19 protein-coding genes are annotated in these 21,087 nt (G+C 61.1%); 12 read left to right on the forward strand and 7 right to left on the reverse strand.

Translation table 11 applies throughout. From position 1 onward, the window contains the following. Positions 1-171: 171 nt before the first annotated feature. The 3 genes from hmgA to E2K80_RS16510 all read right to left on the reverse strand — a co-directional run bounded on the left by hmgA (position 172) and on the right by E2K80_RS16510 (position 3,423). Positions 172-1,533, reverse strand: coding sequence for a homogentisate 1,2-dioxygenase (hmgA, locus tag E2K80_RS16500; RefSeq protein ID WP_135375992.1), 1,362 nt, complete (start codon positions 1,531-1,533; stop codon positions 172-174). Between the two features lie 189 nt (positions 1,534-1,722). Beyond that, positions 1,723-3,051, reverse strand: a complete 1,329-nt coding sequence (locus E2K80_RS16505) for an ammonium transporter (protein ID WP_210405489.1) — start codon at positions 3,049-3,051, stop codon at positions 1,723-1,725. A gap of 33 nt (positions 3,052-3,084) precedes the next feature. After that, entirely contained in the window at positions 3,085-3,423 is a 339-nt protein-coding gene (locus E2K80_RS16510) for a P-II family nitrogen regulator (RefSeq protein WP_135375994.1), read from the reverse strand. A gap of 270 nt (positions 3,424-3,693) precedes the next feature. On the opposite strand from E2K80_RS16510, the gene E2K80_RS16515 reads away from it, so the two are divergent. Continuing rightward, complete coding sequence (locus tag E2K80_RS16515; RefSeq protein ID WP_135375995.1) at positions 3,694-5,904, forward strand: transglycosylase domain-containing protein; 2,211 nt, start codon at positions 3,694-3,696, stop codon at positions 5,902-5,904. Between the two features lie 236 nt (positions 5,905-6,140). Here E2K80_RS16515 and E2K80_RS16520 read toward each other — a convergent pair whose 3' ends face one another. Continuing rightward, positions 6,141-6,767 (reverse strand): MlaC/ttg2D family ABC transporter substrate-binding protein, encoded by a 627-nt coding sequence (locus E2K80_RS16520; protein WP_238475737.1) that lies wholly within the window; start codon positions 6,765-6,767, stop codon positions 6,141-6,143. Next, positions 6,757-7,536, reverse strand: coding sequence for an MlaA family lipoprotein (locus E2K80_RS16525; RefSeq protein WP_238475569.1), 780 nt, complete (start codon positions 7,534-7,536; stop codon positions 6,757-6,759). The genes E2K80_RS16520 and E2K80_RS16525 overlap by 11 nt, the downstream gene beginning before the upstream one ends. 206 nt (positions 7,537-7,742) lie before the next feature. On the opposite strand from E2K80_RS16525, the gene E2K80_RS16530 reads away from it, so the two are divergent. The 8 genes from E2K80_RS16530 (at position 7,743) to E2K80_RS16565 (ending at position 15,385) form a co-directional block, all read left to right on the forward strand. Next, positions 7,743-9,479 carry a type I secretion system permease/ATPase gene (locus E2K80_RS16530; protein WP_135375996.1) on the forward strand — a complete coding sequence of 579 codons (1,737 nt, stop codon included), beginning with the start codon at positions 7,743-7,745 and terminating at the stop codon, positions 9,477-9,479. After that, complete coding sequence (locus tag E2K80_RS16535) at positions 9,479-10,786, forward strand: HlyD family type I secretion periplasmic adaptor subunit (RefSeq protein ID WP_135375997.1); 1,308 nt, start codon at positions 9,479-9,481, stop codon at positions 10,784-10,786. The genes E2K80_RS16530 and E2K80_RS16535 overlap by 1 nt, the downstream gene beginning before the upstream one ends. Positions 10,787-10,854: 68 nt before the next feature. After that, on the forward strand, positions 10,855-11,322 hold the full coding sequence (locus tag E2K80_RS16540) for a RidA family protein (protein ID WP_135375998.1): 468 nt from the start codon (positions 10,855-10,857) through the stop codon (positions 11,320-11,322). Beyond that, positions 11,319-12,089: a glycerophosphodiester phosphodiesterase family protein gene (locus E2K80_RS16545; protein WP_135375999.1), complete on the forward strand. Its 771-nt coding sequence runs from the start codon at positions 11,319-11,321 to the stop codon at positions 12,087-12,089. The genes E2K80_RS16540 and E2K80_RS16545 overlap by 4 nt, the downstream gene beginning before the upstream one ends. 42 nt (positions 12,090-12,131) lie before the next feature. After that, on the forward strand, positions 12,132-13,322 hold the full coding sequence (locus E2K80_RS16550) for a GNAT family N-acetyltransferase (protein WP_135376000.1): 1,191 nt from the start codon (positions 12,132-12,134) through the stop codon (positions 13,320-13,322). Beyond that, positions 13,319-13,621 (forward strand): 4a-hydroxytetrahydrobiopterin dehydratase, encoded by a 303-nt coding sequence (locus tag E2K80_RS16555; RefSeq protein ID WP_135376001.1) that lies wholly within the window; start codon positions 13,319-13,321, stop codon positions 13,619-13,621. The genes E2K80_RS16550 and E2K80_RS16555 overlap by 4 nt, the downstream gene beginning before the upstream one ends. A 3-nt stretch (positions 13,622-13,624) precedes the next feature. Then, a complete protein-coding gene (locus E2K80_RS16560) occupies positions 13,625-14,503 on the forward strand; it encodes a mechanosensitive ion channel family protein (protein WP_135376002.1) in 879 nt (292 codons plus the stop codon). Between the two features lie 18 nt (positions 14,504-14,521). Then, complete coding sequence (locus tag E2K80_RS16565) at positions 14,522-15,385, forward strand: ORF6N domain-containing protein (protein WP_238475570.1); 864 nt, start codon at positions 14,522-14,524, stop codon at positions 15,383-15,385. A 24-nt stretch (positions 15,386-15,409) separates the two neighbouring features. Here E2K80_RS16565 and E2K80_RS16570 read toward each other — a convergent pair whose 3' ends face one another. Then, on the reverse strand, positions 15,410-15,898 hold the full coding sequence (locus E2K80_RS16570) for a peroxiredoxin (RefSeq protein ID WP_135376003.1): 489 nt from the start codon (positions 15,896-15,898) through the stop codon (positions 15,410-15,412). 87 nt (positions 15,899-15,985) lie between these two features. Here E2K80_RS16570 and E2K80_RS16575 point away from each other — a divergent pair, with 87 nt between their 5' ends. Beyond that, positions 15,986-17,194 (forward strand): NAD(P)/FAD-dependent oxidoreductase, encoded by a 1,209-nt coding sequence (locus E2K80_RS16575; RefSeq protein ID WP_135376004.1) that lies wholly within the window; start codon positions 15,986-15,988, stop codon positions 17,192-17,194. After that, on the forward strand, positions 17,191-17,748 hold the full coding sequence (gene rsmD, locus E2K80_RS16580) for a 16S rRNA (guanine(966)-N(2))-methyltransferase RsmD (RefSeq protein ID WP_135376005.1): 558 nt from the start codon (positions 17,191-17,193) through the stop codon (positions 17,746-17,748). Before E2K80_RS16575 ends, rsmD begins: the two co-directional genes overlap by 4 nt. On the opposite strand, the gene E2K80_RS16585 is transcribed toward rsmD, so the two are convergent. After that, on the reverse strand, positions 17,745-18,797 hold the full coding sequence (locus E2K80_RS16585) for a TRAP transporter substrate-binding protein (protein WP_135376006.1): 1,053 nt from the start codon (positions 18,795-18,797) through the stop codon (positions 17,745-17,747). The genes rsmD and E2K80_RS16585 overlap by 4 nt on opposite strands. A 236-nt stretch (positions 18,798-19,033) precedes the next feature. Between E2K80_RS16585 and recQ the strand changes: the two genes are divergently transcribed. Next, positions 19,034-21,076, forward strand: coding sequence for a DNA helicase RecQ (recQ, locus tag E2K80_RS16590; protein ID WP_135376007.1), 2,043 nt, complete (start codon positions 19,034-19,036; stop codon positions 21,074-21,076). Positions 21,077-21,087: the final 11 nt, after the last annotated feature.

The raw sequence follows: 21,087 nt of genomic DNA on the forward strand, positions 1-21,087 counted from the left end.
CCTATCTGTTTGTCACCTCGTGAACCCAGAGGGAAATACATGTTGAAAACCCTGCCCGCCAGACCCGTGAATATCAGAACCAGAAGCTCTATAACGGTTTCGATGGGGCTGCCTCATATGAAACGCAAACCGCTCTAAACATCATGACACAGTCTGGGGTCAAGCCGCAGGTTATTTCCTGCCCGGTGTGCCGTCGAATTTCTTTTCCAGACTGTCCCAGCAGTCGATGTAATCATCCTGCAAAGGGGCCTCATTGGCGGCAAAACGGGTCAGATGCTGGGGAAAGCGGGTCTCAAACATGAAGGACATGGTGTTGTCCAGCTTCTCCGGCCCCAGATTGGCATTTGAGGCGCCTTCAAAGGCGGTCTGATCCGGACCATGGGGCAGCATCATGTTGTGCAGGCTCAGGCCGCCGGGTGCGAAGCCCTGCGGTTTTGCATCATACTGGCCATAGATATTGCCCATCATCTCGGACATGATGTTCTTGTGATACCAGGGCGGGCGGAATGTATCCTCCGCCACCATCCAGCGTTCCCGGAACAGGACAAAGTCGATATTCGCGGTGCCGGGTACGCCCGAGGGGGCGGTCAGGACGGTAAAGATCGACGGGTCCGGGTGGTCGAACAGGATCGCGCCAACCGGGCAATAGGTTTTCAGATCGTATTTCACCGGGGCGTAATTGCCGTGCCAGGCCACCACATCCAGCGGCGAATGGCCGATCTTGCAGTTGTGGAACTGGCCGCACCATTTCACGGTCACGGTGGAGGGCACTTCCCGGTCTTCAAACGCTGCCACGGGGGTTTTGAAATCGCGCCGGTTCGCCATGCAATTGGCCCCGATCGGCCCGCGCCCGGGGAGGTCGAATTTCTGGCCGTAATTCTCGCAGACAAAGCCGCGGGCCGGGCCATCCATCACCTCGACCCGGTAGAGCAACCCGCGCGGGATCACGGCGATGTCCTGCGGTTCCAGGTCGATGATCCCCAGCTCGGTGCAAAAGCGCAGCCGTCCCTCTTGCGGAACGATCAGCATTTCACTGTCGGCGGAGTAGAAATAGGCATCCTCCATCGAGGCGGTGACCAGATAGATATGGCTTGCCATGCCCACCTGCGTGTTCACGTCGCCCGCCGTGGTCATCGTGCGCATGCCGGTCAGCCAGGTCAGTGGCGCATCGGAATGGGGCACCGGGTCCCAGCGGTACTGGCCCAGGCTGATGACATCCGGGTCCACATGGGGGGCGGATTTCCAATAGGGCAGATCGATTTTCGTATAGCGGCTGGAATGTTTGACCGAGGGGCGGATGCGGTAACACCAGGTCCGTTCATTCTGATGCTGGGGGGCGGTGAAGGCGGTGCCGCTCAACTGTTCGCCATAGAGGCCATAATTGCATTTCTGTGGAGAGTTCATGCCCTGGGGCAGGGCGCCGGGCAGGGCCTCGGTCTCGAAATCATTGCCGAAACCGGACATATACCTTTCGCTTGTGCCAATTGGGGTCATGGCCTGAACCATGCTGTGCGGTTGTGTCTGGGTGTTCATCTGCGGCTCCTCGACATAGCTGTTCGGGCGATGTGGAACAATATCGTTGCAATTGCAACGAGGTCAAGGCACCGGAGATGCATGGCTCAAAATGACATCATTTCGCATCAGAGGCAGGGGGCCGATGGCATGAAAAAGGGCGCCTCAAAAGGCGCCCTTTCCGGTTTCGATGTCTTGTGTCGGCGGGGTTCAGCCTTTGGAAAACTCCGGATAGGCTTCCATACCCAGTTCCGAGATGTCCAGACCGGCGATTTCATCTTCTTCGCTGGCGCGCAGGCCGATGGTGGCCTTGAGGATGAAGAACACGATCAGCGAGAACACGAAGACAAAGGCGCCGATGGAGGCCATGCCCATGATCTGCGTCACGAAAGAGGTGCCGTCATTGGTCCAGGCAACAATGAATGTCCCCCAGAGACCGGCAATCAGGTGGACCGGGATGGCGCCGACCACATCGTCGATCTTCATCCTGTCCAGCATCGGCACGGTCAGCACAACGATGACGCCGCCAATGGCCCCGATCACCAGCGCTTCCCACAATTCCGGGGTCAGCGGTTCTGCGGTGATCGACACCAGACCGGCCAGCGCACCGTTCAGCACCATGGTCAGGTCCGTCTTGCCGAACATCACATGGGTCAGGATCAGGGCGGCGATAGCACCGGCCGCTGCGGCCATATTGGTGTTGGCGAAGATGCGGGACACATCCGCCACATCCCCAACCGTGCCCATGGCCAGTTGCGAGCCGCCGTTGAAGCCGAACCAGCCAAGCCACAGGATGAACGTACCCAAAGTGGCCAGCGCCAGGTTGGAGCCGGGCATCGGGTTGATCTTGCCATCCGAGCTATATTTGCCCAGACGCGGGCCAAGCACGATGGCACCGGCCAAAGCGGCAAACCCGCCTGCGGCATGCACCAGGGTCGAGCCTGCGAAGTCAGAGAAACCGGCCTCGGACAACCAGCCGCCGCCCCACTGCCAGGAGGCTTCGATCGGGTAGATGAAACCGGTCAGCACAACCACGAAGATCAGGAAGGGCCAGAGCTTGATGCGTTCCGCCAGAGTGCCCGAGACGATGGACGCCGTGGTGGCACAGAACATCAGCTGAAAGAAGAAATCCGAGCCGACAGAGGCGTAATCAAGTGCGGTATCCGCCGGGGCCACACCCACGGGTTCCAGCACAGTGATCGAGAAGAACGGGCCAAGCCAGCCTTCGATGAGCCATTCGCCCGGATACATGATGTTAAAACCGATCAGCCAATACATGATGGCCGCGATTGCGAAAAGCGAGATATTCTTGGTGAGCTGCATGGTGACGTTCTTGGACCGCACCAGACCCGCTTCGAGCATTGCAAAGCCCGCAGCCATCCAGAACACCAGAAAGCCACCTACCAGAAACAGCAGCGTTGTCAGAATATACGAGGTATGCAGGGCGGCCTCATCGCTCGCCTCTTGCGCAAACCCCATGCTTGGCAGGGTCGCGGCAAGTGCCACGGCGGCCAAGGGGAAAAGAGTGTTGGTTTTCATCTCTGTCATGTCCTTTTGTCGAAAGTGCGCGCCTTACAGCGCGTCATCATTGGTCTCGCCGGTCCGCACGCGCACGGCGGAATTCACGTCGAGGACGAAGATTTTGCCGTCACCGATCTTGTCGGTCTTGGCGGTGGTCTGGATCGTTTCGACCACCTGATCGGCCATCGCTTCCGCGACGACGATTTCCAGCTTCACTTTCGGCACGAAGTTCACGGCGTATTCGGCGCCGCGGTAAATTTCGGTGTGCCCGGATTGAGAGCCAAAGCCCTTGATCTCGGTCACCATCATTCCGCGCACGCCGATGGTGGTCAGGGCTTCGCGGACCTCCTCCAGCTTGAACGGTTTGATTGCTGCGATGATGAGTTTCACGTTGATACCCTTCCGGTAGTTGCTGTCCCCAAAGAACCTCACGGAGAATAGGACAGGCCGGGGCGCTGCGAAGGGCAACGAAGCGGTTGGGCGATGGCGCAACTCATGCGCGTATACGCAAACTTTTTGCGCAAATAATGCGATATGCCCATTTAGTGTGCGTTTTGCGAATACGGCGACGCGGCATGATGCGGATAAGAAATGCCAAAAACGACTCTCCACAAACGAGTCGTTTTTGCCTATCTTGGCGCAAAAGAAGGCAGGACCATTATGAGCCGATCAGGAAGTGGAGGTCGCCCTCCGCGCAATTCGCAACGTGGGCTTGTGGCTGACCGCCGGACACAGGCCGCCCCGCGCAAGCGGGCGCAATCAGCGTCAAAATCCGGTCGCAAACCGCAGCGCAGATCACAAATGCGTACCCGCAGCCCCGGTATTCTGGGGTGGTTCAGGGCGCTGTTGCGGTTTGTCTTTCGGGTGATCTTCGGGATTTTCTGGCGCGGAACCGTGGTTCTGGGCCTGATTATACTGGCTGCCACGGCCTATTATTACACATTGCTGGGCCCGGTGGGGGATGTGGTCGATGCCCGCGCACGCGGATCGGTCACCATGCTGGACCGGGACGGCAATGTCTTTGCCTGGCGGGGGGAACAATATGGCGGAATGATCGACCCCGAAAGTGTCAGCCCGTATCTGACCCATGCGGTGGTTGCGACCGAAGACCGCCGCTTCTATCGCCATCTGGGGATCAGCCCGCGCGGCATTGCCAGCGCCATCCGCATCAATATGCGCGAGGGCCGTGGCCCGTTGGAAGGGCATGGCGGCTCCACCATCACGCAGCAGGTTGCAAAGCTGATGTGTCTGGGGGTCAGATATGACCCGTCCGAGTGGGAGTCAGAAACCGACTATGAGACCGACTGCCGCCGCACCACCATCTGGCGGAAGCTGCAGGAAGTGCCTTTCGCCCTGGCGATGGAACTGCGCTATTCCAAGGATGAAATCCTGGCGATCTATTTCAACCGTGCTTATCTGGGGGCCGGTGCCCGCGGGTTCGAGGCTGCATCGCAACGCTATTTCGGCCATTCCAGCGCTGATCTGCAACCGCAGGAGGCGGCGATGCTGGCCGGTCTGCTGGTGGCCCCGTCCTATTATGCGCCGACCCGTAATCTGGAACGGGCGCAGAACCGGGCCAATCTGATCCTGGGGCTGATGGAAGATCAGGGGTATCTGACCCCGGCCGAGGCAGAGGCGGGCCGTTCCGACCCCGCGACCCTGTCGGAAGCCGCCGCCGCCCGTGCCGGTGGGTATTTCGCCGACTGGATCATGGGCGAAGGCCCGGGGTTTCTGACCAATGACACCACTGAAGACGTGATCATCCGCACCACATTTGACCCCGATATGCAGGATGCCGCCGAAGCCGCCCTGGCCGAGGTGTTTTCCACCCAGGTGAGCGAAGAATCGGGGGCACAGGCCGCCATTGTGGTGATGTCTGCGGATGGTGCGGTGCGGGCCATGGTCGGTGGCCGCGAGACACAAGTGTCGGGCCAGTTCAACCGCGCGGTCCAGGCGATGCGCCAGACCGGCAGTTCGTTCAAACCGTTTGTCTATGCCGCTGCGCTTAATCTGGGTTGGCGGTTTGATGATCTGATCTATGACGGGCCGCTGACCATCAATATCCCCGGATCAGGCCCGTGGAGCCCCGAGAATTACTCCCGCCAGTTCTATGGGGAGGTGTCTCTGACCGACGCCCTGCGCGCCTCGCTGAACACCGCCGCCGTGCGCCTGTCGGAAACCGTGGGGCGCGAGGCCACCGTTGCCGTTGCTGAAGGGTTCGGGATCGAAAGCGATCTGGCGCTTGGTCCGGCCATTGCCCTTGGCGCATCCGAGGCGAGCCTGATCGAGATGACGGGTGCCTATGCCGGTATTCTCAACGGCGGCTCGGCGGTTGCGCCTTATGGGCTGACAGAATTGCGGTTTCTGGGCGATGACGCGGCGTTGATCGGGCAGGAAGGCGGGATCAGGGATCGGGTGATCTCGGAAGAGGCCGCGTTGCAGTTGACCTATATGATGTCCCAGGTGATCGCCAATGGAACCGGGCAGCGGGCGGCCCTGCCCGACCGGGCAGCCGCGGGTAAAACCGGGACCACCAATTCCTCCCGCGATGCCTGGTTCATCGGGTTCACGGCGGATTATGTGGCCGGTGTCTGGATGGGCTATGATGACAATACACCCCTGACCGGTGTGACCGGCGGTGGCCTGCCGGCAGAGATCTGGCGCCAGACCATGACGCGGATTCACACCGATATTCCGGCCCGTCCCCTGCCGATGATCGACCCGGTGGCCGAAGCACGGGCGGGCCTGCGGGCCGAGCAGCGGAGACAACAGGACCAATCACAGGGTCAGCAAGGCGGGCGCCGCCCCGATCTGGCCGAGCAAATCCTGATGGAGGTGCTGGGCACGTTTCTGGGCGACAACGGAAACTGAGGCGTTATTGCGTTTCGGGTTTACCCTGAAACAGATCATATCGAAAAACGCGTTCGAGCCAGGGGTTTTCGATGCTGCTTTGACCTGAAATGCTTATAGAACCGGGTTGAAATTCTGCACCACCCTACACATTCTTGCGCCCGGCGGCCCCGCCGGGCCGCGCCCGTACCGCCCCCACGGGGCGGGCTCTGGCCTCTGCGCAATGTATATGTGGTGCAGCATTATGGTCTGGCGCTCTACCCGATGCTTTGCAGATGCGCGATCAGGGCGTCCAGGTCACCGCCCCGCCGGTCCAGCATGCCGCCGATTTCGGCACGTTCGGTAATGCCCAGGCTGACACCTTCGATGATCATGTCGAAAAACCTGTTCTGGCCCGAGCGGTCTGACACCATCCAGCGTACCTCGAACGGGCTTTGATTGCGCAGCCGGACGCTGGAGATGATCTCGAAATACCGGTTCACCTGACGGCCGTCGATGACCTGTATCTCCCCGCCGATGAATTCCCGGAACCGGCGGCCGTATTTATTGGCCATGTAATGCTGGAAGGCGGCGGTGAAGGCCCTGAGCTGCGCGTTGCTGGCACTGCGGGCCGGGGCGCCAAGCACCGATCTGGCAATCGTCGGCACATCCGCGTGACGGGCAAAGAACCGCTCGAAATCGCGCAGCATGGCGGCCTCGGACTGGCCGGAATTGATGATCTGCGTCAGCTCGGCCACAGCCCGGTCGATCAGGCTGCGGGCCTCTGTCAGGTTCAGCGCCAGCGCCATATGCGCAGGTGCCAGGGCGGCCAGCCCGGTGGCAAGGCCCAAAACGCCAAACCGGCGCCGGGTCCAGGCCGCATCTGTCATGCTGTCAGTCTTCATAGGGGTCAAACAAAAGATCTCCATCGGAATCCTCATCTGGGTCAATGACATTGGACGCAGTCCCATTTCTGAGTTGGAACCGCCGGTTCTGCAAATAAATTGACCGGGTCTGCGCATAGCTGTCTTCGCTTTCATACAGAATGCTGTCGATAAAGCCTGTATTACTGTGCCGGTTGCCAAGACCCGATACGACATGCACGCCGCGGGCAATATTCGCCGGGCGTGGATGCAGCGTATTGATCGGGTCCAGGGCAATATCCACCACCCTGCCAACCGCATGACGGGAGGTTGAGGGCCCCAGAAACGGCAGTTCTGTATAAGCCCCTTCCGGCGTGCCCCAGACATGCAGGGTTTCGCCGAAATCTGTCGGGTGACCCTCCAGCCCCATGGAGGTGGCCGGGTCGAAAATGCCGGCAACGCCAATGGTGCTGTTGATCACGAAACGTGCGGTGTTGTGCAGTGCCCGACCCAGGCGCAGTTGCAGGATATTATTCACCACATAGCTGGGCTGGCTGAGATTGGAGGACATGCGCCCCACACCCACCAGAACCGGCCCGGGCAGCGATTCGCCAACCACATTGGAGCCCGGGCGCACCAGAGAGCGATCAAGGCTGCGGTTGAATGCATGCATCTGGCGGTTTTGCGCCTCATAAGGGTCGTCGATGGCACCGGGGCCGGGCAATGTTGCCGGGCCGCAGGCGGTCAGGATCAGTAGCGCCGAAAGGGTTGCAAACAGCGTGTAACGTTTGGGGGAGGGCAAAACAGGCACCGGTTCTCCAGTCAAAGATATAGCGTTTCAATTACATTTGGATGGCTGTAAAAAATTGTGGATGGCAGTAAAGAATTGCAAAACAGGATCGGTTACATGATGACCTATATTGAGCACCGAACAAACTGAACAAAACGCGACAGACATAATAGTCAAGACCGTGACAAAAAACGACGCCCCGGATACCTGAAATTTGGACAACATGTATGGCTTCGACCACACAACAGCACGCTTCGTCAGGTATAGATGAGCTGACGCGCCAGCGCCGTGCAAATTCCGGGCTTTTCTGGGCGATTTTCCTGTTCAGCATTTTTACCAACCTGCTGATGCTGACCGGGCCGCTTTACATGTTGCAGGTCTATGACCGTGTGCTGGGCAGCCGGTCTGAAGAAACATTGCTGGCCCTGTCCCTGCTGGTGACCTTTCTGTTTCTGATGATGGGGCTGCTGGATTACGCCCGTGGCCGGGTCGCCGCACGGGTGGGCGCGCGTTTGCAGGATGGGCTGGATTCGCCGGTTTTTGCCGCCGCCCTGTCGCGTGCACGCCGCAAGGGCGGGCCGCAAACGGGGTTGCAGGATCTGGAAGCGGTGCAGCGGCTGTTATCCTCGCCCGCCTTTCTGGCGCTGTTTGATATCCCCTGGACGCCGCTGTTTCTGGCAGCGATTTTCATATTCCATCCCTGGCTTGGCTGGCTGGCTCTGAGCGGCGGGGCGCTTCTGGTGATGATCACCCTGATCAATCAGGCGATGACGCGGGAGCCGTTGAAAGCATCCGGTGTTGCCTCCATGCGGGCCGACCGGATGGCCGGGCAGTTGCAGTCCGAGGCTGAACTGATCCGCAGCCTGGGCATGCAGGGTGCCGCCTTTCGCCGCTGGCGGGGGCAGCGCGAACAGGCCCTTGGCGCCGCGATCCGGTCCAGCGACCGGGTCGGCGGGTTTACGACGCTGACCAAAACGCTGCGCCTGTTTCTGCAATCGGCGATGCTGGGTCTTGGGGCGTATCTTGTCTTGCAGGCGGAGCTGACGGCGGGCGCAATGATTGCCGGGTCGATCCTTCTGGGCCGGGCTTTGGCGCCGATCGAACTGGCCATTGGCCAATGGGCGGTGATCCAGCGGGCGCGCGATGGCTGGACCAATCTGCGCCAGCTTCTGGGCGAAACCCCGCCAGAGCCACAGCGCCTGCCCTTGCCCCGCCCGGCTGCAAAGCTGGATGTGCATCAACTGGCCGTGGTGCCCCCGGGGGAAAGCCAGGCGATGTTGCGGATGGTCAGTTTTCGGGTCGATCCGGGGCAGGCCGTGGGCATTATCGGCCCCTCGGGTGCGGGGAAATCCACCCTTGCGAAAGCCTTGACCGGGGTCTGGTTGCCGGCCGCCGGGCAGATCCGTCTGGATGGCGCGACGCTGGATCAGTATGACCCGGATATTCTGGGGGGACTGGTGGGCTATCTGCCGCAGACCGTCAGCCTGTTTGACGGCACGATTGCCGAAAATATCGCGCGCCTGTCGCCCAACCCCGACCCGGATGCCGTGGTGGCCGCCGCGCAGAAGGCCGCGGCCCATGAGCTGATTCTGAAACAGCCCAAAGGCTATGACACGCCGGTCACCTCCATCGGGTCGCGCCTGTCAGGCGGGCAGATACAGCGTATCGGCCTGGCCCGCGCGCTTTATGGCAACCCGGTGCTGCTGGTGCTGGATGAACCGAACTCGAATCTTGATAACGAGGGCAGCGCGGCCCTGAACCAGGCAATCCGCGAGATGAAATCTGATGGCCGCTCGGTTCTGATCATGGCCCACAGACCCGCCGCGATCCGCGAATGTGAGATGCTGCTGGTGCTGGATGGGGGGATGCCGAAGATGTTTGGCCCGCGCGACGAGGTCTTGAAGAAGACCGTGCAGAACCATGCCCAGATCAACGCAAGCGGCACTGGCGGGGGGGTCAGCTGATGGCAGATAAATCTCGCCCCGTCTGGTCTGTGCGCGGCCCGATCTTTCTGGGCTTGTTGGCTGTTGCGGCGCTGCTGGGGGGTTTTGGCACCTGGGCGGCCCTGTCGAATATCGCGGGCGCGGTTGTCGCCTCGGGCCAGATTGAGGTGGATCAGAACCGCCAGGCCATTCAGCACCCCGAAGGCGGGGTGGTCGCCGAACTGGATGTGGAGGAAGGCCAGCAGGTCGAAGAGGGTGAGGTGCTGTTGCGCCTTGATCATTCCGATATCGCCTCCAGCTATGTGGTGGTCCGCGGCCAGTTGAATGAACTGCGCGCCCGCCGCGCCCGGCTGGAGGCAGAGCGGGACGGGATGGCCGAGATCAGTTTCGGCACGGACCTGCAACAGGCGGCGCAGGACAATGTGGAACTGGCTGATATCCTGACCGGGCAGCTGAATCTGTTCACCGCCCGGCGCGATACGCTGGACCGGGAGATCGACCAGCTGAACCGCCGGACCGAGCAGATCGGCAGCCAGATCGAGGGTATGGATGCCCAACGCACCGCCCTGGAACGGCAGCAGGATCTGGTGGCCGAAGAACTGACCGCACAGCGTGATCTGCTGGAGAGGGGGCTGGCCCAGGCCGCGCGGGTTCTGAGCCTGGAACGTGAAGAGGCCAATCTGCTGGGCACATTGGGAGAGATCGACGCCAGCGTGGCCGAGGCCGAAGGCCGGATCACCGAGATTGAACTTGCGATCCTTCAGGTCGAGACCGAGCGCCGGGAAGAGGCGATTGTTGAGTTGCGAGAAGTCCGTGTGCAGGAAGAGGAACTGGGGGAACGCGCCCGGGCGCTGGAACGGCAGTTGAGCCAGATGGATATGCGCGCACCGGTGAGTGGTATCGTCTATGGCCTGACCATATTCGGCGCCCAGTCGGTCGTGCGCCCGGCCGAGCCGGTGATGTTCCTGGTGCCGCAGGATCGGCCTCTGGTGATCTCGGCCCGGGTGGCGGCGATCCATGTGGATCAGGTTTTTGTCGGCCAGGAGGTCATTTTGCGCTTTCCCGCATTCAGCAGCCGCACCACGCCCGATCTTTATGGGCTGGTCACGCGGGTATCGGCCGACGCTTTTGTGGATGAGGCCACGGGCGCCAGTTTCTATGAAACCCAGATCGTTCTGGATGACGGTCAGATTGACCTGCTGGAGGGGGAGACACTTTTGCCCGGCATGCCGGTAGAGGCGTTTATCCGCACCGAGGACCGTACCCCCATTGCCTATCTGATGCGCCCGTTGATGGACTATTTCAACCGGGCTTTCCGCGAAAGCTGATCGGCCCTTTCCTCTGCCCGCCCGTATCGTTAGCCTGACTTCAAATCACGTCATCTGGAGTCGGTTGTATGAGCAATGGAATAGAAGCCCGTCTGGCGGAACTGGGTGTGGAACTGCCCGACGCCCCGGCCCCTGCGGCAAATTACGTGCCCTATGTGGTGGTCGGCGATCTGGCTTATGTGTCGGGTCAGATTTCGATGAATGCGGATGGTCTGATCACCGGCAAGATTGGCGTTGATCTGAGCACCGAAGAAGGCGCTGCCGCTGCCAAGACCTGTGCGATCAGCCTTCTGGCCCAGGTCCGCGCGGCCTGTGGCGGCGATCTGGAGCGGCTGGTGCGGGTGGTCAAGCTGACCGGCTTCGTCAATTCCGGCCCCGATTACATGGACCAGCCGAAAGTCATCAACGGCGCCTCGGATTTCCTGGTCGAGGCCCTGGGTGAGGCGGGTCGGCACAGCCGCTCTGCGGTCAGTGCGGGGGCATTGCCGCTTGGTGTCGCCGTCGAGATCGAGGGGATTTTCCAGATCAAGCCATGACCCTTCCGGCCAGTTTTCTGAACCCGCCACTGGCGCATCGCGCGCTGCATGACATGGGTCAGGGCATCCCGGAAAACGGGGTGACGGCGGTGCGTCGGGCCGTCTCTGCCGGGTATGGCATCGAAATTGATGTGCAGCCCTCTGCCGATGGCGTGGCGATGGTGTTCCATGACGCCACCCTTGACCGGCTGACAGAAACCACCGGCATGGTGCACGACCGCACGGCCCGTGAGTTGATGGATCTGCGCCTGAAAGGATCAGAAGAAAACATCCCGTCGCTGGCGCAGATCCTGCAACTGGTTGAGGGGCGTGTGCCCCTGCTGATCGAGATCAAGGATCAGTCCGGCGGGATCGGGGAGGCCCCCGATGATGTTCTGGAACGCGGGGTCGCCTCGGCGCTTGAAGGCTATGCGGGGCCGGTGGCGGTGATGTCGTTCAACCCCCATATGATCGCGGCCTTCCGGGCCCATGCGCCGGATGTGCCGCGTGGTCTGGTGACCTCGGGTTTCATGCCGTCGCAATGGCCGGAGCTAAGCGCCGACACCTGCGCCCATCTGCGATCGATCCGGGATTTCGGGCGGGTCGGCGCGCAATTCATCAGCCATGACTGGACCGATCTGGGCAGCCCGCGTGTGGCTGAACTGAAAGCCCAGAAAATCCCGGTTCTGTGCTGGACGATCCGATCCGCCCAGGCCGAGACCGAAGCGCGGCGCGTGGCCGATAACGTGACGTTTGAGGGGTATCTGCCCCAGCTTGACGACGCGTGATCAGGCCCCATCTGGTGACGGGTGAGACCCCAGGGCAACCCCATGCGCGATGATGTGCAAATCGAGGTAACGGCGTTGGACAGCCTTGTCGGGGTCGACCCGGCAGACTGGGATGCCTGCGCCTGCCCGGAGGCGGCAGAGGGCGGTATCGCCCATGACCCATTCACCACCTACCGGTTCCTGCGGGCGCTGGAAGACAGCGGCTCGGTCGGCCCCGGTTCGGGCTGGCAGCCGCGCTATCTTCTGGCCCGCGCGGGGGAAAAGGTGATCGCGGTCACCCCGCTTTACGCCAAGGGGCACAGCCAGGGCGAATATATCTTCGATCACAACTGGGCCCATGCCTATGAGCAGGCGGGTGGGCGGTATTACCCGAAACTGCAGATCGCGGTGCCCTTTACCCCCGCAACCGGGCGGCGGTTTCTGACCAGACCGGGATGGGAGGGGATCGGGCGCGCGGCTTTGGTGCAGGCGGCGGTGCAAATTGCGGCGGACAATCAGCTCAGCTCCCTGCACATCACCTTCTGCACCGGGGAAGAGGCGCGCGCAGGCGAGGAAATGGGCCTGATGCACCGCACCAGCCAGCAGTTCCACTGGACCAATCACGGCTATGGCAGTTTCGATGATTTTCTCGCCACGCTCAGCTCCCGCAAGCGCAAGAATATTCGCAAGGAAAGGGCGACGGCACAGGCGTTCGGGGGGGAGATCGTGGCCCTGACGGGGGATGACCTGCAACCTGAACATTGGGAGGCGTTCTGGGAGTTTTATCAGGACACCGGCGCGCGGAAATGGGGCCAGCCCTATCTGACCCGCCGGTTTTTCCACATCGCCCAGGAACAGATGCGCGATGACGTCCTGCTGATCCTGGCCCTGCGCGAGGGGCGTGCGGTCGCGGGCGCGCTCAACTTCATCGGGCGCGACGTGTTATATGGCCGCTATTGGGGCTGTGTCGAGCATCACCCCTGCCTGCATTTCGAACTGTGCTATTATCAGGCCATCGAGGCGGCCATCGCCCGGGGCCAGAGATTGGTTGAGGCCGGCGCACAGGGCGATCACAAACTGGCCCGAGGCTATATGCCGGTTGCGACCCATTCGCTGCATTGGGTGGGGGATGAGGGCTTTCGCCGGGCCATTGCCAGCTATCTGGAGGCCGAACGGGCGGCGGTTGACGAGGAAATCGAAATACTGACCAGATATGGCCCGTTCAAGACAATCCATGTGGAGGAACAGCAATGATCACACCGGAAAAGCTCAGCACCGCGCAGCGCGAGACAGCGATACATGAGTTGACCGCCCATGGCTGGCAGATCGTCGAGGGGCGCGATGCGATCACCAAGCGCTATGTGTTCGCGGATTTTAACGAGGCTTTCGGCTGGATGACCCGGGTGGCGATGATTGCGGAACATATGAACCATCACCCGGAATGGTCCAATGTGTACAAAACAGTGGATGTCACGCTAAGCACCCATGATGTGGCCGGGTTGAGCGCGCTGGACGTGGCGCTGGCAACCAAAATGGATCGCCTGGCAGGGTAGGGCATGAATATCGAGCAGATTCTGGACATAGATATTGCCGATGGCATAACCGTCGGGGACATCTTTACCGTCGATTTTATAGCACGCCTGTTGGGTGATGTTCTGTTGGCGCTTGTGCTGGTCATTCTGGCATTTTTTATCGCCGGATGGGCGCGGCGGCGGATCATCGCGCTTGGCCTGCGCCATCAGGCGCTGGATGACACGCTTTTCACATTTCTGGGCAATATCGCACGTTATGTGATCCTCGCTTTTGCCGGGATGTTCATCCTGAACACGTTCGGGGTGCAGACGACCTCGTTGATTGCGGCAATCGGGGCTGCGGGTATCGCCATCGGTCTGGCGTTGCAGGGCACGTTGTCGAACCTGGCTGCCGGGATCATGATCATCCTGTTTCGCCCGTTCAAGAACGGTGATTTTGTCGAGGTTGCCGGGCAGATGGGCACGGTCAGGGATATCTCTCTGAACATGACGGAACTGGCATCATTGTCGAATGTGCAGGTGCTGATCCCGAATTCCGAGGTCTGGGGCAATCAGATCAGAAACTATTCCACCTACCCGACCCGCCGGGCGGAATGGGAATTTGGCGTTGGCTATGGCGCTGATCTGGCCGAGGCCGAGCGGATCATCCGCGAGACGATCATGAGTGATGCGCGCAGCCATACGGAGCCGGAACCCTTTGTTCAGGTGAACACGCTCAACAGCAGTTCGGTGGATTTTCTGGTGCGTGTCTGGGTCGATGCGGCAGAGTTTTTCGCCTATCAGGCGGATATGAAGCGCAAGGTCAAAGAGGCGCTGGATGCGGGCGGGGTGGATATTCCCTTCCCCACAAGAACGCTGATTTATGAGAAAGCCGGGGCGGAGCAGATGCCGGAGCAGGAATAGTTCCTCGGGAAAAGTACGGTGCGTTTTGGCTTTGAAATCGCAGATTGCGATGTCAAACTTGCAACGGACCGGATTTTGGGCGGAGCCGGAGGCTGGATGACAGAGTTGCATGTTTATGTCCTGCGTGGTGTCCCGGTTATCATGGATGAGGATCTGGCAGATCGCTTCGGATATACGACAGGGCGGCTGAACGAACAGGTGAAGCGTAACATTGATCGCTTCGGTAACGATTTTGCCTTCCAACTGAACGATGAAGAATGGGCCGGTTTGAAATCGCAGATTGCGATTGCAAACCCTCAGGGCCGTGGCGGACGGCGTACACCACCATGGGTCTATTCTGAATATGGTGTTGTGATGGCGGCCACGATTCTGAAATCCGATCAGGCTGTCGCAGCCTCGAAACTGATCGTGCGGACTTTCGTGGTGGCGCGGACGTCGCAATTGGCCGCGCCGGACGGTCGGAATCATCTTGTTCCTGTCGCGTTGGACAGTGTGTTGCCGTCGACAGGCGCCGCAACGGGCATCCGCGCACGGGCCGAGGCGGCGATCGGGAAAATCCTGGATGCAATTGCCGATCCGGTTTCTGAAACAACGGTTCGGGATGAGGCGCGATCAGTGGCTCTGGAAAGTCTCAACGCAGTCAAAGAGCATCTCAAAGCCCAAGGTATTCAAAACCAAAAGGGTCTTGCAGAGATACAGAAGCTCATTCACGAAGCGGATGCTCTGGAGGCTGAGATCACCGCAAGATACATTGAAAATGACCATCGCCGCCTCGCCTATATGGCCAAGCAGCTCAGGATTGTCATCGAGATAGAACGTTACCTTGAAACCGGCAACGCCGAGGGGTTTCTGGCTTTGCTCAAAGACATCTCGGGCGATTAAAGCTTTTTGTGAAGCGTTGTAGCGTCAGATTTCCGCCAGCATCGCTTCGCCGCCAGAGGCTTCACAGACGCCGGGGTTTTCCTCTGCATGCAGAACTTTCACCACGCCATCCTCCACATACATCGCATAGCGTTTTGACCGTTTGATGAAACCCACGGGTGGTGCGTCGAATTCCATGCCGATGGCACTGGTGAACTCACTGGCCGCATCCCCCAGAAGCGTCAGACCGGCCGCTGTCGCACCGGTCGCCTCGCCCCAGGCCTGCATCACGAACGGGTCGTTGACCGACACACAGATAATCTCGTCCACGCCTTTGGCATCGAACTGGTCTTTCGTGCGGATAAAGCTGGGCACATGGGCCATGGTGCAGGTGCCCGTATAGGCGCCGGGCAGGCCGAAGATGATAACCTTGCGCCCCGCAAGCCTGTCAGCCATGGGCACAGATTCAGGCCCCTCTTCGCCGATGCGGAGCAGGCTGGCCCCCGGCAGCTTGTCACCAACTGCAATTGTCATGTCGCACTCTCCCTCGCTTGTATACGTCCTTGTTACGCATATAGGGTGCAGCCGGTCGGGTGCCAGACAGAAAAACGGGAAGTTACGATGTCGCATATTGTTGTGGTTGGTGCAGGTCAGGCCGGGGCGGCTTTGGTGGCCAGGCTGCGGGCTGAGGGGTTTGAGGGCAAGATCACCCTGATCGGGGAGGAACCGGTGCCCCCCTATCAGCGCCCGCCTTTGTCCAAGGCCTATCTGACCGGCGATATGGCGCTGGAACGGCTCTACCTGAGGCCTGAAAACTATTATCCCGATAACGGGATTGATCTGCATCTTGATCAACCGGTGACGGCGATTGACCCTGCAAACAAGGCTGTGACCCTGTGCGATGGGCAATCGGTTTCCTATGATCAACTGGCCCTGACCACAGGGTCCGTGCCCCGGCACCTGCCAGAGACGATTGGCGGCGCATTGCCCGGTGTGCATGTGGTGCGCACTCTTGCGGATGTGGACGGGATGGAACCCGATGCGGTTGCAGGGCGCCATGTGCTGATTGTGGGTGGCGGGTATATCGGGCTGGAGGCTGCCGCCGTCTGCGTAAAACGGGGGATGCAGGTCACCCTGATCGAAATGGCCGAGCGGATTTTGCAGCGCGTCGCCTGCCCCGAGACATCTGATTATTTTCGTGCGCTTCATCGCCAGCACGGGGTGGATATTCGCGAAGGCCTGGGATTGCAGCGCCTGCTGGGCGAGGATCATGTCACCGGGGCGCTTTTGTCCGATGGAACAGAATTGCCGCTTGATATGGTCATTGTCGGTATCGGGATCAGCCCGGCTTCGGATCTGGCCGGGGCGGCAGGTCTGGACATTGAAAACGGGATCAGCGTGGATGCCCATGGCCGCACATCGGACCCGTCGATCTGGTCGGCAGGGGATTGCGCGTCGTTTCTGTTCCGGGGGCAGCGTATCCGGCTGGAAAGCGTGCAGAACGCCATTGATCAGGCCGAGCTTGTGGCGCGCAACATGATGGGCGCGGACGCGCAATACGCGCCGCATCCGTGGTTCTGGTCTGATCAGTATGATGTGAAGCTGCAAATCGCCGGGCTGAACACCGGTTATGACCGGATTGTCCGCCGGGGCGCGGCGCCGAGTGTATCCCACTGGTATTATGCAGGCGACAGGTTGCTTGCGGTGGATGCGATGAATGACCCACGGGCCTATATGGTGGGCAAACGTCTGCTGGAAGCGGGCAAATCCCCCTGCGCAGAGGCGATTGCCGATACGGGCACGGACCTGAAGGCCCTGCTGCGCGGATGAGGATCATCGCGGGCGCCCATCGGGGGAAGCGGCTGGCATCCGTGGGCAAGGGGGATGCGGGTGCGCATCTTCGGCCCACATCCGACCGGGTCCGCGAAAGCCTGTTCAACCTGCTGGTCAATGGCGGGTATGGCGACCCGATCACTGGCGCCCGCGTGCTGGACCTGTTTGCGGGCACCGGCGCACTTGGGCTGGAAGCGCTGTCGCGCGGTGCGTCCCATGCCACGTTTGTCGATGATGGCACCAGGGCGCGGGCCTTGCTGCGCGAAAATATCGCTCTGTGTCAGGCGCAGGGGATGACCAGGGTTTTTCGCCGGGATGCCACGCGTCTGGGCGAGATACAGGGCAAACCCTTCGATCTGGTTTTCCTTGATCCGCCTTACGGCAAAGAGATGGGCGAGGCGGCGCTGGGTGCGGCCCTCACAGGTGGCTGGCTGGCACCCGAAGCGCTGATCGTCTGGGAAGAAAGCACCCTCCCGGTGTTGCCGGAAGAGTGCAGGATGCTGGATCAGCGCCGCTATGGCGACACCCTGATCACGCTGGCCCGACCCTAGCGGTTAGCCGACTGGTTGGCACTTCCGATCTGTGCTGCCATCGCATCGCGCGCGGATTGCACCAGTGCTGCCCCATCCAGACCCTTGTCATCGGCCTCCACAATCCAGTTGGCGATCACGGTGTCGCCCAGGGCACGTATCTCGGCGGTGACCTCTTCGCTCATCTCGGCAATCTCATTGCCCGCATCTGCCATCGCTGTCCGGCCGTGAATATCCCCTTCATCATGGGCCCGCCCGGCCCAGGCGCTGGCCATCATCCCGGAATTGGCGTCGATGATGGCCCGCAGATCATCGGGCAGGTCTTCATAAACCTGCCTGTTCATCGCCCAGATGAAATAGAGATTGTAAAGCGAGTGATCACCGGCCACATCCGTATGGCTTTCGGTCAGTTCATCCAGCCGCAGCGACGGGGCCATTTCCCAGGTGATCACACCGCCATCCACCACCCCACGGGCCAAAGCCTCGGGGAAGGCGGGCACCGGCATGCCCACCGGCGTGGCGCCCAGTTCTTCCAGCAACAGGGTGGCCGCCCGTGACGGTCCGCGCAGGCTGAGCCCGTCGAAATCGGCGACCGTTTCAATCGCGGGTCCGCGCAGATGTACCAGGCCCGGCCCGTGCATATGGGCGGCAATGACATGAACATCCGCGAAATCATCCATCAGATGCTCTTGCGTGAACACCCAGGCTGCCCGGCTGGCTTCCTCTGCCGATTTGGGCGTCATGAAGGGCAGTTCCAGCGCCTCTGCCTCGGGGAAGCGCCCGGGCTGATAGCCGGGGATCACCCAACCGCCATCAATCGCGCCATCGCGGATCAGGTCATACTGGCTTTGCGGGGCGCCGCCCAGTTGCATGAACGGGTAAAGCTCAACCCGGATGCGGCCCTCTGACTGCGCTTCGATGGTCTCGGCCCAGGGCTGCATGAACCCCACCGGATTGGCTGAAAGCGGCGAAACGAAATGCTGAAACCTCAACGTCACCTCCTGCGCGGGTAGCGCGGAAGCGGCGGCAAGAATGGTTGCGGCAAGGGTCAGGGGCTTAACGAAACGCATGTCGTGCCCTCCTTCTTTTGGTCAGGAACAGATGTATCCGTTGCTGGCACAGCGGGCGGGGATAGGTAAGCCATGTTTTGGCAATTATGGCGCAATATCGGATATAAATGGTCGCAGTCTGGCCGCGCCCTTCATCTGGTTTGCTGTGCGCAGGCATCTTGTGAAGCCAATCGCGATATGTGACAGTCCGGGAAAATTGAGCACCCGTTTTAATCCCAACAGGCCCCGGCACTGCCATGCAGGACCCCGAGAGTTATCTCTCCTCCGTTTTTGGTTTCGAAAACTTCCGCCCCGGGCAGGAAGAGATTGTGCGTGCGGTGGCGGCGGGCAAGAACACGCTGGCGATCATGCCGACAGGGGGCGGGAAATCCCTGTGTTTCCAATTGCCGGCCCTGATGCAGGATGGGGTGACGGTTGTCATCTCACCCCTGATTGCGCTGATGCGCGATCAGGTGCGCGGCCTGCGCACGGCGGGGGTTGAGGCAGGCGCGCTGACCTCGGGCAATACGGCCGAGGAAACCGATGCGGTCTGGACCGGGCTTGAGGCCGGCACGCTGAAGCTGCTTTATATTGCGCCCGAACGGCTGGCCGCCTCGGGCACGGAGCGGATGCTGAAACGCGCGGGCGTTGCCCTGATCGCCGTGGATGAGGCCCATTGCGTCAGCCAGTGGGGCCATGATTTCCGCCCCGATTACCTGCGGATCGGCGGGTTGCGACAGGCGCTGGATGTTCCGCTTGCGGCCTTTACCGCCACCGCAGATGCCGAAACCCGGGCCGAGATTGTCGACCGCCTGTTCGATGGCACCCCGCCGGAGATCTTTCTGCGCGGCTTTGACCGGCCGAACCTGACACTGGCGTTTGAGGTCAAGAACAGCCCGCGCGCGCAAATCCTCAGCTTCGCGGCGGCGCGCAAGGGCCAGTCAGGCATTGTCTATTGCGGCACGCGGGCAAAGACCGAAACGATTGCCAAAGCGCTCCGCGATGACGGCCACAGCGCCTGCCACTATCATGCGGGGATGGCGGCGGAGGATCGGCGCATTGTCGAGACCCGGTTCAGCCGCGAGGACGGGTTGATTGTTGTGGCCACCATCGCTTTCGGCATGGGCGTGGACAAACCCGATATCCGCTGGGTGGCCCATGCGGATCTGCCGAAATCCATCGAAGGCTATTATCAGGAGATCGGGCGCGCGGGCCGTGATGGCGCGCCCGCGGACACGCTGACGCTTTATGGCCCCGATGATATCCGCTTTCGCCGCCAGCAGATCGACGAAGGTCTTGCGCCCGGGGATCGCAAAACCGCCGATCACGGGCGACTGAATGCGCTTCTGGGTCTGGCCGAGGCGCTTGGCTGCCGCCGTCAGGTCTTGCTGGGCTATTTCGGTGAGACAACCGAACCCTGCGGCAATTGCGATCTTTGCGCCACCCCGCCGGACACATTCGACGGCACCCAACCGGTGCGCAAGGCGCTTTCGGCTATCCTGCGCACGGGGGAGTATTTCGGCGCGGGCCATCTGATCGACATCCTGATCGGCAATACCACCGAGAAGATCACCCAGCGCGGCCATGACACCCTGCCCACATTCGGCGTTGGCATGGAATTTGACAAACGCGGCTGGCAGGCGGTGTTCCGGCAGATGGCCGCCCATGATCTGGTGCGCCCCGACCCGGATCGGTTTGGCGCATTGCGGATGACCGAGGCCGCCCGCCCGATCCTGAAGGATGAGGCGACAATCACCCTGCGCAAGGATGCGCTGGCCAGGGCGCCGCGCCGCCCGGCGGTGAAAACCCTGGTGTCCGAGGAAGACGCCCCGCTTCTTTCGGCGCTCAAGGCCAAACGCCGGGCTCTGGCCGAAGAGGCACGGGTGCCCGCCTATGTCATCTTCCCCGACCGCACCCTGATCGAGATGGCGGAAACCCGGCCCGCCACCCTGGACCAGATGGCGCAGGTTTCCGGGGTCGGCGCGAAAAAGCTGGAAAGCTATGGCCGGACCTTTCTGGAAGTCATCACCGGAGATATCCCCGATATTCCCCACCCCGCCCGGCGCAAACTGTCGGGCCAAAAGGCGGGCGGCCTCTATGACCGGCTTCTGGAGGTTCAGGCCCGTCTGGCGCGCGGGCCCCGGGGTCTGGACAAACCGATGCGCTGTTCCTCCGCGCAACTGGCCCGGGTGGCCGAGGCACAGCCGGGCGATCTGGGAAGTCTGACGCGGCTTCTGGGGGATCGCCATGCAGAACGTTTTGGCGCGGCGTTTCTGGAAGTGTTGAGCGAGGCGGGCTGATATGAACTGCC

The sequence above is a fragment of the Rhodophyticola sp. CCM32 genome (assembly GCF_004751985.1).
Lineage (GTDB): Bacteria > Pseudomonadota > Alphaproteobacteria > Rhodobacterales > Rhodobacteraceae > Rhodophyticola.